General features: G+C 69.8%; 10 protein-coding genes and 1 pseudogene. 8 read left to right on the top strand and 3 right to left on the bottom strand.

The annotated features are described in order from the left end of the window. Positions 1 to 437 precede the first annotated feature (437 nt). Positions 438 to 1,002 (top strand): annotated as a pseudogene (locus KVT45_RS04810) (IS5 family transposase); the annotation flags it as partial. Here the strand turns inward: KVT45_RS04810 and KVT45_RS04805 are convergent. Both KVT45_RS04805 and KVT45_RS04800 read right to left on the bottom strand, forming a co-directional pair. Next, the gene (locus tag KVT45_RS04805; protein ID WP_217545199.1) at positions 961 to 2,067 is read right to left on the bottom strand and encodes a hypothetical protein; all 1,107 of its coding nucleotides are present in this window, start codon (positions 2,065 to 2,067) and stop codon (positions 961 to 963) included. The pseudogene KVT45_RS04810 and the gene KVT45_RS04805 sit on opposite strands and share 42 nt — an antisense overlap. 234 nt (positions 2,068 to 2,301) lie before the next feature. After that, on the bottom strand, positions 2,302 to 3,471 hold the full coding sequence (locus KVT45_RS04800; RefSeq protein WP_217545198.1) for an acyl-CoA dehydrogenase family protein: 1,170 nt from the start codon (positions 3,469 to 3,471) through the stop codon (positions 2,302 to 2,304). 1,704 nt (positions 3,472 to 5,175) lie between these two features. Between KVT45_RS04800 and KVT45_RS04795 the strand changes: the two genes are divergently transcribed. From KVT45_RS04795 to KVT45_RS57605, 5 genes are all read left to right on the top strand, one after another. Then, positions 5,176 to 5,409: a hypothetical protein gene (locus tag KVT45_RS04795; protein WP_217545197.1), complete on the top strand. Its 234-nt coding sequence runs from the start codon at positions 5,176 to 5,178 to the stop codon at positions 5,407 to 5,409. 434 nt (positions 5,410 to 5,843) lie between these two features. Further along, complete coding sequence (locus tag KVT45_RS04790; protein WP_308310650.1) at positions 5,844 to 7,043, top strand: type III PLP-dependent enzyme; 1,200 nt, start codon at positions 5,844 to 5,846, stop codon at positions 7,041 to 7,043. Then, positions 7,040 to 7,597, top strand: coding sequence for a GNAT family N-acetyltransferase (locus KVT45_RS04785; protein WP_217545196.1), 558 nt, complete (start codon positions 7,040 to 7,042; stop codon positions 7,595 to 7,597). Before KVT45_RS04790 ends, KVT45_RS04785 begins: the two co-directional genes overlap by 4 nt. A gap of 5 nt (positions 7,598 to 7,602) precedes the next feature. After that, complete coding sequence (locus KVT45_RS04780; protein ID WP_217545195.1) at positions 7,603 to 7,764, top strand: hypothetical protein; 162 nt, start codon at positions 7,603 to 7,605, stop codon at positions 7,762 to 7,764. A gap of 13 nt (positions 7,765 to 7,777) precedes the next feature. Continuing rightward, on the top strand, positions 7,778 to 7,912 hold the full coding sequence (locus tag KVT45_RS57605) for a hypothetical protein (protein ID WP_302832472.1): 135 nt from the start codon (positions 7,778 to 7,780) through the stop codon (positions 7,910 to 7,912). Positions 7,913 to 8,157: 245 nt separating this feature from the next. On the opposite strand, the gene KVT45_RS04775 is transcribed toward KVT45_RS57605, so the two are convergent. Further along, positions 8,158 to 9,498, bottom strand: a complete 1,341-nt coding sequence (locus KVT45_RS04775) for a glutamine synthetase family protein (protein WP_217545194.1) — start codon at positions 9,496 to 9,498, stop codon at positions 8,158 to 8,160. A 580-nt stretch (positions 9,499 to 10,078) separates the two neighbouring features. On the opposite strand from KVT45_RS04775, the gene KVT45_RS04770 reads away from it, so the two are divergent. Further along, a complete protein-coding gene (locus tag KVT45_RS04770; RefSeq protein ID WP_217545193.1) occupies positions 10,079 to 10,390 on the top strand; it encodes a DUF5132 domain-containing protein in 312 nt (103 codons plus the stop codon). Positions 10,391 to 10,600: 210 nt separating this feature from the next. Next, complete coding sequence (locus tag KVT45_RS04765; RefSeq protein WP_217545192.1) at positions 10,601 to 12,898, top strand: ABC transporter ATP-binding protein/permease; 2,298 nt, start codon at positions 10,601 to 10,603, stop codon at positions 12,896 to 12,898. Positions 12,899 to 12,948: the final 50 nt, after the last annotated feature.

Genomic DNA, 12,948 nt, shown 5'->3' with positions numbered 1-12,948 from the left:
GGTGTCGAGGAAGCCGGCCGAGGCGCGTACCCCGCGGGCCGGGTGAAGGCTCTCTGAGCCTGCCCCGGCCGCCGTCGGCGGCGGATCACTCCTGGTCAGGGATGCCTTTGCTCGATTTACCGGCATCTCCTGCCGGGATCGATCGGCAAGGCGGCGCAGGTCCTGGACATGGCACTCGCGGCCTGACGAGACGGGTGGTTCCTGGCTGCGCAGGCGGCCGGGAATCCAACCTGGAGCAACTCAACCGAGCTTCTGCTGGTGAGCCCAGGCGTGTACGTCTGCGGTCTTGAACTGCAGCTTCGCGCTACGGCCGTTCCCGAACTTGTATGGGACAAGTCCCAGTTGAGGTGCGTCTCGGTACACCCAGGTGAGTGACATGTTCGGATACTCGGCGGTCTGCTTGGCGTTCATGAACCGGGTGGCCATGCAGGATACGCGTCCAGCGCCGGCGAAAACTGAGGCTGAAGACCGCCCTGCTGGGACGCTCCAGAGGTGGGCAGACCAGCAAGGTGCGCCTGGCCGCCGACCGCAAGTGCCGCCCGCCGGCATTCGTGCTGACCGCGGGGCAGGTCGCGGACAGTCCGCAGTTCATCCCCGTGCTGGGGAAGATACGGGTCCGCGGACCCGTCGGTCGCCCTCGAAGCCAGCCGGACGCGGTCGCTGGCGACAAGGCCTACTTATCCCACAGAAACCGGGCCCACCTGCGTAGACGCGGCATCAAGGCCGTGATCCCGGAGAAGAGACACCAGGCCGCCAACCGGGAGAAGAAGGGCTCCGCGGGCGGTCGGCCCGTCAGCCACGCCGCTGACCTCTACAAGGAACGGAACGCTGTCGAGCGCCTCATCAACAAGCTGAAGGCCTGGCGAGGCATCGCCCCCAGATACGACAAGACCCCGGGACAGCTACCTCGCCGGCCTCCGACCACGACCGGGTATGCGCCCCGATGACGGGCCTCATGCCTCAGCCGTCGAATCGAAACCAGCGGAACCCATGGTCAAGTAGCGGTGTCAAGGTGGCGCGGTGGAGCGCGGCGAAGGCCACGACGGCCTCGTTCTCATCGCCGCTGACCGTGGTGAGCAGTCCGGGAGCGACAAAGAACTTCTCGGCGGTGTAGGTCGGCAGGAACGGGCTCAGGGGTACGGGGCGCAGCATGCTCCGCAACGGGGCGAGACGCGCCGTCGGCATGCAGTACGTCCATGCGTGGTAGGAGGCGGCATTCATGGCCTCGTAGAGGGTGTACTGCAGGAGGAAGCGGCTCAGCGGCTCCTCTTCAAGGACCGTCCCCGGGTCCTCGAAGAAGGGGTCTTCGGTGAGCCGTACACGGGGATCGGCTTCGCCCGGTTCTTGCGGTGGCCAAGGGATGGACCAGTCCCGAACGCCCTCGCCGTCCACGGCGAAGACCATCCGGCCGCCGCGCGGCCCGGAAGTTCGCCGGGGCTGTTTCAGCACCGGGTTGCGGAACCTGTGGACAGCAGGACGGAGGCGGGCCAGGCGGTGGAAGGCGGCCAACGCCTCCGGCAGGTCCTCCGGTTCGCCCGCCGTACTCTCTTCCTCTGCCGGCTCGGTCGCCTCGGCGGGAAACCAGCCGAGGATGAACGACTCCAGGGCCCGGATCGGATCCGTCTCCACATGGTCGACCCAGTCCGTCCCCGGCACTGGCCCGGGTGCCGGGACCGGCCGGACCGCGTCCAGCAGTCGGCGGGTCAAAGGCTTGTCGAGCTCCAGGTCGGCGTGGTCGAAACCGGCGGGTGCGGACGGCCTTCCTCTGCAGAGCGCGGTGCCGAGGGGAAGGCAGCCCTGGTCGAGGCGGACGAAGACGTGGATCGGTAGCGGCCCTCGGAATTCGAACCGTGGGTGGAGCTCCGGAATCCGGTCTCCGCGCAGGAGCACCTTGGTGGAGTCCTGGACGCCGCTGACCCCATGGTCGTCCCCCGGGGCGACGATGACGACGGTTGCGTTCGCCCCTGCCCCGATGAGAGCCGGTCCCATCTCGTACCGGCGGATCCGCTCTCCGGCGACCGACAATGCTGCCGCCTCGGTGATCAGGGGCGGAAGCGTCTGCGACATGTGGTCACCCTATCCAGGCCATACAGACAGGGGGTTTGATCGTGTCTCGATACGCACCCTGGACCCCACGATCCGCGATCTCGTCCACTAACTCCAGGCCGTCAGCGACCAAGTCGCCCTCACGCCGGCATCGGCCTGACCGGCCCGTCGCACGTCATCCGGTCCGCACGCCGATCGGATGCTGCCGCCCGCCCTCCCGGACATCGGTCTTCCGATCAGCTTCAGAGCCAAGACTCAAGGGGCCAGGGTGAGGTCGCCATGGTTGGACTTGGCGAGCGACCGCCCGATGACCATGCGCTGAATCTGGTTCGTGCCTTCGAAGATCTGAGTCAACTTGGCCTCACGCATGTACCGTTCGACCGGGAACTCGCGCGTGTAGCCGACCCCGCCGAGGACCTGCACCGCATCAGTGGTGACACGCATCGCGTTGTCGGTCGCGACGAGCTTCGCGACCGACGCCTCACGGCTGAACGGCAGTCCCGCGTCCTTCAACCGGGCGGCATGGAGGGTCGCAGCACGCGCTGAAAAGACCGCGGCCTCCATGTCGGCGAGCAGAAACGCGACTCCCTGGTGGTCGATGATGCGTGATCCGAACGTCTCCCGATCGCGTGCGTAGGCGATCGCGTGGTCGAGAGCGCCCTGGGCGAGACCGACCGCGACGGCCGCGATACCGAGACGGCCGGAATCCAGGCTCGCGAGAGCGATACGCAGGCCGCCGCCCTCAGCACCGATACGCCGCTCGACCGGGACACGGACGTCCCGGAGGACCATGGTCGCCGTCGTGGACCCAGTCAGGCCCATCTTCCGTTCGGGCACATCAGCGGTGAGGCCCTCGGTGTCAGCGGGGATCATGAAGCACGAGATACCCGTGCGGTCTTCCGAGGTGCGGGCCATGACCTTGTAGTAGTCCGCGTGGCCGCCGTGGGTCGTCCAGGCTTTCGCACCGTTCAGGACGTAGTGATCGCCGTCCAGACGGGCCCGGGTCCGCAGCGCGGCCGGGTCCGAGCCGGCGTGCGGCTCCGAGAGGCAGTAGGCACCCAGCAGCTCGCCACCGAGCATCGCGGGCAGCAACTCCTGCTTCTGCTCCTCGGTGCCAATCGTCGCCAGGCCGAAGCACGACAGCACGTGCACGGAGACACCTACGCCGACTGAAGCCCACACGGACGCGATCTCTTCGACAACCTGCAGGTACACCTCGTAGGACAGGCCGCTGCCGCCGTACGCCTCGGAGTACGGCAGACCGAGCAGGCCGACGCGTCCGAGGAGCCTGAAGACGTCACGAGGGAATGCCTCGTTCGCCTCATCGGCATCCACTCGCGACGCGAGTTCATCAGCCGCCAATTTCCGGACCAGCCTGATGAGGTCAAGGGACTCATCGTTCGGTAACAGGCGACGCGCGCTCATGGCACCTTCCAGCTGTCGGGGCGAAACATCGTTCGGAGACATCTGTCGGCCAAGGCACCGCAAGGCGCTCTTCATGGACAGACATCGAAACGCTTGGGGAAGGCCGGCCGCCGCGTGGGTCTCGGTGGTGGCGCGGGTGGTGACCCTCAACCCGGACGGGATCATGTTCACACCGGTGGCGTCACAGGTGAGTACCAGCAGCTCGGCGGCGTCGATACGAGTTGCCGGGTACGTGCAGGTTCGGCGCCGACGAGCCCTACGCGACCCGAGAGATGTCCACGCGCCCGACGGTGGTGGCCGGCTGCCGCACGTGCCCGCGCTCCGAGCGCGTGCGCACCCGCCCGTCCGCGCCGGTCACATCCCGGCGGCGCGGTGGCGGCGCGGATATCGAGCTGGTCCTGCAGCACCATCACCAGCACCGCGACTGCGACGTAGTCCTCTCATACGTCCTGGGTACAGGGCATCAACACTAGGTCGGACAGACGCGCGAGTATCTCCTCCATCCGGATACGGCTCGCGGTGAAGGTATCGGCGGGGCTCGGACACATAAAATGCCACCAGGTCTTCTTTCTTGCGCGTCGGGCAGATCAACCGGCCATCGAGGAGAAGACCATCCTCTTGCCGCACGTTCACCCTCTCGCCGCGACCGTGCCACGCGTCACGGTGAACAACCCGCCCGGAGTCTGCACCGTCGGCTTCGCCGCAACGTCCTTCTCCAAACGATGCCGGATCGCTTCCATCCGGCGGGGCGCCACCTCCGGACCAAGCCCCTCCACCACCTGCCGGCAACACACTGGACCGGCATACCGGGCTGGTACCGCAAGCAGATGTTCCAGAGCCTCGGTGTCCGGCGGATGTCCACCCCGGTGCGGGGTCGGGGACCATGGCAGTGGAGCCGGTAGGGGATACCGGCACCGGCTCGATTCGCGGCAGTTCACCGACGACTTCGCACACCGTTGAGATACGGGCCGGTTCCTGCTCACACATCACCGGCCGGACCATGATCCGTTCAGCCTCGGCCCCGAGCCGTTCCGCTTCGCTGTGACAGGCGGCCTCCCGCTCCCGAAGCAGCCGCAGCACCTCATCACAGCTCATCCGACCCACCTCTCGCGCCAGCTGATCAACCTGCTTACCGCAACGAGACGGGCATCACGCCGGACACGGGCGACCCCGCTAACCTCACCCAACGGGGAAACGCACCCTAGGTGAAGAACGCCCCGGGTTGGCCCGAGACTGACGAGCTGGATGCGGTCTGGCTGGCCAAGGTGCCCAAGGTACGGAGTGGTGTCGTGGCGTGTGCACGGCCGGTGCGCGCGGCGGCTCGCTGACGCGCACGTCGAAGGAGTGCCGGCCGGGGGGCGGACTCGTGGTGCGCGGTTGAAGTGGCTCAATCCGCCGTGTCCGGCGACGGCGTTCGCCGAGCGGGTCGAGGGACCGACCAACCCGCAGCATCCGGTGGAACATGATCGTCAAGGTCGTGGATGCTCACACCGACGCCGTTCGGGTGGTTCTGTATGCCGAGCGGTGGCTCAAGGCGCGCTGCAACTGCCCGGGCGGCACCTTGCAGGAGTGTGATCGGGGGACTCCTCAAGGGTCCGCTGTCTCGCCCGTGCCAGCAAACATGTTCGTGCACTGCGCGTTCGATAGCTGGTCGGATCGGGGGCGTTCCCCACCGCTCAGTTCGAGCGCTGTACCGATGACGCGGTGGTGCACCGCGTCAGTGAGCGGCAGGCCGGACAAGGGCCGGCCGCGCTGGGAGACAGGGGGGATGAGGTCCGGCTGCGGCAGTGTCCCGACAGGGCCGAGATCGTGTGCTGCCAGGACGACGGGGACGACGGGGACGACGGGGACGACGGGGACGACGGGGACGACGGGGACGACGGGCGGCGCGGCCCATTGCCCCAGACCGGCAAGGACGCCCAGACGAAAGATCGGTGAGTCTGTTCGCAGGCGGAGGCTGCATCGCCAGATCGGCCTCTCCTTCGCGGGATTCGCACGCCGGATGAAACCCGTTCGTGGCGGGCTGGCAAGATCTCACGATCGTCGGCTTTTGCGCCGGTCGGTGCGAAGGTGGCGGGCGGCCCGCGCAGGGTGCGCAGCAGGTGCAGGTGCAGGCCCCGGAAGTGCATAGAGTGCGGCGTGGAGGGAGTCCAGGTCAGGCGTCACAGCCGACCTTTGGACTCCCTCGCTTCATCTCATGCGGGCCAGCAAGCCCTTGGCATCATTCATCCAGTCGGACCGGGAGTTCACACGTGAGGCCTCAGACCACCGACGTGCGCCAGATCGCCGAACCGCGTCGGACGGCCGACCATGGCAGAATCGGCCACCGCGCCCCGACCGCGCCGGCCACCGTGCAGGCATCCATCGCGCCCATCCCCGACCAGCACGACCGCCCCGCCCTGCGCGCCGCGCTCGCCGCTGCCATCGAGGACACCATCATCTACGACCTCGACGGCATCGGCCGCCAGTACGCCGCCCTGTGCGCCGAACTGCCCGGCGTCGCCGTCCGGTTCGCGATGAAGGCCTGCCCGGTGGACGAGGTGCTCGGCCACCTCGCCCGGCTCGGCGCCGGCTTCGACGCGGCGAGCCCGCAGGAGATCGCCCAGGCGCTGCGCACCGGGGTGGCCCCCGGGCTGATCCACTACGGCAACACCGTCAAGTCCGACCGCAACATCGCCGAGGCCTACCGGCTGGGTGTGCGTGACTTCGCCACCGACTGCCTGGAGGACGTCGGCGCGATCGCCGAACACGCCCCCGGCTCCCAGGTGTTCTGCCGGCTCGCGACCACCGGCGAGGGCGCGCTGTGGGGTCTCAGCCGCAAGTTCGGCTGCTCGCCCGAGGACGCCCCGCGGGTGCTCGGCGCCGCCCGGAGCGCCGGGCTGGTGCCCTCCGGCCTGTCGGTGCACGTCGGCTCCCAGCAGATGACCGCCGAGGCCTGGGTCGCGGCGATCGACTCGCTGGCGGCGGTCCTGGAGGCGCTCAGCCGGCGCGGCATCACCCCGGACCGGATCAACCTCGGCGGCGGACTGCCCGCCCTCGGCGTCCTCGACCGGCGCGGCCGGCCGCTGGAACCGCCGCTGGACAAGATGTTCGTGGTGATCCGCGAGGGCATGGAACGGCTGCGTGCCGTCAGCGCCGCCCCGTTGGACTTCCTGCTGGAGCCCGGTCGCCACCTGGTCGCCGACCACGGCGCGATCCGCGCCCACGTCGCCCGGCTCTCTTCCCGCCATCGGCTCGACGGCACCCGCGAGGACTGGCTCTACCTGAGCTGCGGCAAGTTCAACGGCCTCTACGAGATGGACCAGTTGCAGTACCGCCTGGAGTTCCCCACCCATTCCGGCGGGCAGTTCGTCGACGCCATGGTGGCCGGCCCGACCTGCGACAGCGACGACGCGTACGCCCAGGAGGACGGCCTGGTGCGGGTCCCGCGCGCGATCACCTCCGGCGACCCGGTGTGGGTCCACTCCTGCGGCGCTTACGCCGCCGCCTACGCCACCCGGGGGTTCAACGGCTTCGCGCCGCTGCCGTACACCTGCGTCGGAGGCCCGGCTCTGGACGGAGGAGGAGCATGACCGACACCCGGATCCGGCGGTTTCGGGAGGAGGACTGGGATGAGGTGGTCGAGTTGGAGGAACGCGCCTACGCCGCGAGCGGTCTGTCCGAGGGGCGGGAGGCGCTGCGCTCCCGGCACCGCGCCTCGCCCTCGACCTGCTTCGTGCTGGAGCACGCGGGCGGCTTCGGAGGCTACCTGCTCGCATTGCCGTACCCGCTGTTCCGCTGCCCGGACCTGAGCCTGGCCGAGGACGGCGCGGTACGGGAGAGCAACCGGGGGAGCAACCTGCACACCCACGACCTGGTGATCGCCGAGCGGGCGCGGGGCCGGGGCCTGGCCCGCCGGATGCAGCGGCATCTGGAGGAGACCGGGCGGGCGGCCCGCTACCGGACCCTCTCGCTGGTCGCCGTGCGCGGCTCCGAGGTGCTGTGGTCCCGGCTGGGCTACCGCGCCCGGCCCGAGATCGGGCTGCCCGCGAGCTACGGTTCCGAGGCGGTCTACATGGCGAAGCCGCTGGAACCCGCTGCCACCGGTTTGGCTCTCGGATCCTCTCCCAGAGCCGAAGTGGGCTGATGCAGATGTCCTCCGTACCCGACGAGCTCCACCGCTCTCAACTGGCCATCAAGGCACCGCTCTTCGTCCTCGGATTCCAGTACGCCACCTGGGACTCCGGACACTCGCTGCAAAGTCGCGAACGCGTTCGTCCTGCCCGGACAGGCCAGCCGCAGCAGCACAGCTGATCAAAATGCCGGGGTGATCGCCAGTCTCGGCAGCAGTACCGCCGACGCCACCGCGACCATCCCCGGCGCCCTCGCCACCATCGGCACCCCCCGAGGCCACGGCCGCCCTCGCCGAGGACCTGCTCGACCACCGCTGCTGGGACGGTGAGACTTCGTACCTCGAAGGAGCTGTCTCCCCTCGCGGTGGGGCCGGCACCGCTACCCACGCCGACAGTCCCGCCGAGCGCACGAGTTGTCGAGCACTGACAAGTGGGCCTCGCCTTTCGCCACGGGCGACACCGTGCCTGCGACCGCTTCGGCCACAGGCACGGGCGCGGCCAAGGATCTGCTCCGCACCTTCTGGGGCCGCATCCTGCTGAGCTCCGTGAGCCGGAGGAGCAGAGCCGATGCTCGTCAGTAGCGCCAGCGGACGGCCTCGATGACGTCCGCATCCGTGTGCATCCCGAACAGCTCCGCCTCCGCCCGCCGGACGGCCAGCACGGCCTCGTACAACTCGGGACCGAGCGCCTGCCGCAGCAGTGCGGACTTCTCGTACGCGTCGATCGCCTCCGGCAGGCTCGCCGGGAGGCGCTCGGCGGCGCCGAGGGCGGCGGGATCGCTCGGGGTCTCGGGCGGGAGGGGCAGGCCGGCGTCCAGGCCGGCGAGTCCGGCGGCCAGCACGCCGCCGATCTCCAGGTACGGGTTGGCGGCGGCGTCGAAGCACTTGAGCTCGGCGTTGGCCTGCCCGGCGGCGGGGCCGGTGATCAGGCGCAGCGCCGCCTCACGGTTCTCCAGACCCCAGCAGCGGTAGGCCCCTGCAAAGCGGGAGGGGACCAGCCGCAGGTAGGAGGCGACGCTGGGCGCGCCGAGGGCGAGCAGGGCGGGCAGCTCGGCCAGTACACCCGCGAAGAACTGCTCGGCGTCGGGGTGCAGCCCGTGGCGGCCGAGGCCGCCGTGCCCGAGGTTCTGGCCCTGTCGCCAGAGGCTGAGGTGCAGGTGGGCGCCGTTGCCGACCGAGCCTTCGGTGAAGACGGGTGCGTACGAGACCCGCAGGCCGTGCCGGGCGGAGACGGCCCGGATGGTGTGGCGCACCAGCATCGTGGTGTCGGCCGCCTCGACCGGCCCCTCGGCGGCGACCGAGACCTCGAACTGCCCGGCGGCGTACTCGGGGTGGAGCTGGAGCACGGCCAACCCCTGGGCGGTGAGGGCGCGCAGCACCTCCCGCAGGTAGTCGGAGTGCTCGACGAAGCGGGTCATCCCGTACCCGGGCCCGACCGTCGCGGGGGCCCCGGCGGCGTCGGCCACCACCCACTCGACCTCGATCCCGGCTCGCACCGAAAGCCCGCGCCGCTCGACGGCCTCGGTGACCTGGCTGGCGAATCGGCGCTGGCAGCCGGGGTGCGGGGTGCCGTCCTGGGTGTAGCGGTCGGCCGGGGCCCAGGCCCAGCCGGGCTGGGCGGCGAGCGGGGTGAGCCGGTCGAGGTCGGGGACGAGCCGCAGGTCGCCCACCGGGCCGGTACTCGAAGGCGCAACGGTGAAGGAGTCGTCCACCAGGGAGACGTCGAAGCAGGGTACGGCGCCGACGCCGTACTCGGCGGCGTGTTCGAGCTGGGCGAGCGGGACGGACTTCACCCGGGTGAGTCCGGCGTTGTCGACCCAGCCGAACACCACCCCGTCGATTCCGTCGGCGGCGAGCTGGGCTTCGGCCGCCCGGGCCTGGGCGGCCCGCTCAGCTCGGGGGTGCGTGGTGGCCATGCCGGCCATGCTGGTGTTCGCAGCAGCCGGTTCGCCAGTGGTCGGCGGGGAGTTCACTCGTCCGTGAACGGTCGGAACTGAGCGGTGGCGGTGAGGCAGCCGCCGATCAGGTGAGGCCGGAGCTGGATCTTGCGTAGCTCGCGGCGGAGTGTGCGGTCGAGGTGGTCGGGTGCGGCGGAGGCAGTGTGAGTCTTTGCTCCGCACACGAGTGACCGGACGGCGGCCTCCTCCCACCGCGATGGCAGTCACCATGCAGCCGGTCACCAGTAATAGGTAAATTAGAAAAGCACTTTGCTTGGTGGGTGCACCTACTGCAATCCGTAGCGGTCCGAACATGGATAGCACTCGCATGAGTGAAACCCGCCGAGACCGTTTGGCCTGGACGGTCATGACTGGGCTACCGTGATCGATGAGCGGACGGTTTACCCCATCGAGAAGGAATTCAACCGGGCGGGGAGTCCGGCACTGGATATCGAGAATTCCGGAAATGGGTGCTTCCGCCTTCCCCGCCGTGCGTGCTCCGGGGTGCGCAATGCCCTGGGTCCCCCGTCATACATCTGCGTAGAGAAGTTGGAGCATCATGCCGCCCGTCGTTCCGCCGTTTCTGATCGGTCTCATCGTCGCGCCACTGGCCAAGCGTGTCCTCAAGCCGCTGGTGCGCGGTGTCGTCACGACGTCCGTCGGCCTTGTCATGGAGGTGAAGAAAGCGGCCCAGGAGGCCGGAGAGAACATCCACGACCTCGCGGTCGAGGTGGCTGCCGAGATGGTGGCGGCGCAGATCGCCTCCGGTGACGACCACCGGCCCGCCGCGGGTACAGCCTCGAACGGCGAGAAGGACGAGGCCAGGAGTCCGAAGATCCGGGCGACCGCCAGCGCCGCGAAGGCGCAGTGACGCCCTGATGCCCGGCCCGCTCCGCCGCCTGGGCGCGTCTTCCTGCCGACCTCGGAAGACGGGCCCCGCGGCGGTCGGCCGTGGGCCTTTCGGCCGCGCTTCTGCCCCCTTTCGGAATTTCCACCCCGTCGCAGTGATCCGCCGTGCGCCGAAATTCGCCGCGCCCGTTGACGGATTACCCGTGACCTCCGCAAACAGGTGATCGTACGCATGTCATCGCTACTGGGTGCCGCGGCCGGATTCCGCTCCGCGGAATTGGACGTGAGCCCGCGCTCGGTCACTCCGGGCCGCCAGCGCTGGGACGTCAAGCTGGTGCTCGGACGGCCACGGACGGCCGAGATCCTCGCCGCCGCGCTGCGCCGCATTCCCGGGATCACCGAGGCCCGGGCCAACCCGGTCACCGGCGGGGTGCTCGTCCGGCACGATGCACGGCTGCGCGCCACGGACATCGGCCGGATCGTCCGCAGAGCCGTCGCCCTGGTCGCGGAGGATCCGACCGGAGCGGGACGCCCGGCACCGGCCCGCCCCGTCGCCGCAGCGGCCCCGAGGGCGGACCGCGGCCTGGTCGTGCGACCGGTGCTCGCCGTCGGCGGCGGGGTCGCGGCCGGGATCGCGCTGATCAAGGGGTCGGCGCTGAGCAGGCAACTGGTGGCAGTGGGCGGGGTGGCCGCGGTGACCGCGGCCGTTCTCCAGAAGGCCTGGCGCGGAACGGTCGACGCATCCCAGGAAACGGCCGGGCCCGGCGTCGAACGCCACCCCCTGGTGGAGATCGTCGGACCGCACCGACGCCGTCTCTACGGGGCCGTCGCCCTGTCCGTCGCCTGCCAGGCCTCGGAGATGGCGCTCGGTACCTTCCTCGGCTGGACCGGACTGGTCCTCATCAAGGGGCAGGCAGCTCCGCTGCTCCGCCTCGGCCTGACCACCGCGTCCGCCCAACTCCTCGGCCTGGCGGGGCTGATGACCGCCGCCTGTGCCGCCGTGGCGGGTCTCTCGTACGCCTCGAACGTCCAGTGGCGCCGGCTCGGCCAGGACATCGAGCACGACTGGCGCAACCGGACGTACGCCCATGTGCAGCACCTCGAACTACGGCACCTGGAAGGCGAGCGGACCACCCGGATCGCCGGCGCGCTCACCGACGACGTCCGTCAGCTGGGCACCTTCTTCGCCACCTCGGCCAACGACCTGCTGCAACTCGGCACCAGTCTGGCCCTCCTGGTGCCGCTGTTCCTGTTGCTGGCGCCACAGATCGCCTGGATCGCGTTCCTGCCCATCCCGGTCATCGCCTGGCTGTCGTTCCACTACCAGGACAAAGTCGCGGCCGACTACGCAGTCTCCGGTGAGCACCGGGCCAGGCTGCACAGCCAGTTGGTGAACACGCTGGAGGCCGGTGCCACCGTCAAGAGCTTCTGCACCGAGGACTACGAGGCCGAGCGCATCGACCGGCTGAGCGGGGAGGTCCAGGACAGCAGCCGGCGGACCGACCGGAGCACGATCCGCCACGCCGAGATCGTCCGGGTCTGCACGACCAGCTCGATGGCCGGAACCCTGCTGATCGGCGGCCGGGCGGTGCTCGACGGCAGCCTGCCGTTCGAGGTGTTCAGCCCGCTGATCGGGCTGCCCCAGATGGTCATGCTGCGGATGAACCGGCTCGGCGGCATCGTCGACCAGTACCAGCGCACGATCACCGCCTACGACCGGGTCCAGCGGCTGCGCGCCCTCCCCGTCGAGACCGACGGCACCGGCGGACCGCTCGACGCCGAGAAGACGCGCGGGGAGATCGTCCTCGACAAGGTGACCTTCGCCTACCCCGATCGGCCACCGGCGCTGGAGGACCTCTCGCTGACCATCCCCGCCGGGCAGGTCACCGCCCTCGTCGGCGCCACCGGCTCCGGCAAGACCACGATCGCCAAGCTGCTGATGCGATTCCGGAACGCGGACATCGGCAGCGTGCTGCTCGACGGGCGGGACGTGCGCGAGCTGTCGCGGCACGACCTGCGCCACGCGATCGGGTTCGTCGCCCAGGACCCCTTCCTCTTCGACGGCACCGTCGCCGACAACATCCGCTACGGCAGCTTCGGAGCCTCGGACGAGGCCGTGACCGAGGCGGCCATGAAGGCCGAGGCACACACCTTCGTCGCGACGCTGCCGGACGGCTACGACACGGTGATCGGCGAACGCGGTGCCGCGCTCTCCGGCGGCCAGCGACAGCGGATCGCGCTGGCACGCGCGATCCTCAAGGACGCGCCGGTCGTGATCCTCGACGAAGCCACGTCCGCCGTGGACAACGAGACCGAGGCCGCCATCCAGCGCGCGCTCCGCGTCTTCGCGGCCGACCGGACGGTGCTGGTCATCGCCCACCGGCTCTCCACGGTCCGCCACGCCGACCGGATCTACGTCATGGACAAGGGCGGCGTCGTCGCCGAGCAGGGCACCCACGACGAACTCCTCGCCCAGCACGGACTCTACGCATCCCTATGGCAACTCCAGGCCGGCGAACCCGCCGCCTGACCGCAGCAGCCGCCCCCCCCGGCCGACCGACCGTGTGACGACACCACGGT

It is taken from the genome of Streptomyces sp. GbtcB6 (assembly GCF_019091475.1).
Classification (GTDB): Bacteria; Actinomycetota; Actinomycetes; order Streptomycetales; family Streptomycetaceae; genus Streptomyces; species Streptomyces hyaluromycini.
The sequence above is the reverse complement of the archived record's forward strand: the minus strand, read 5'-3'. Positions and strand labels throughout refer to the sequence as shown.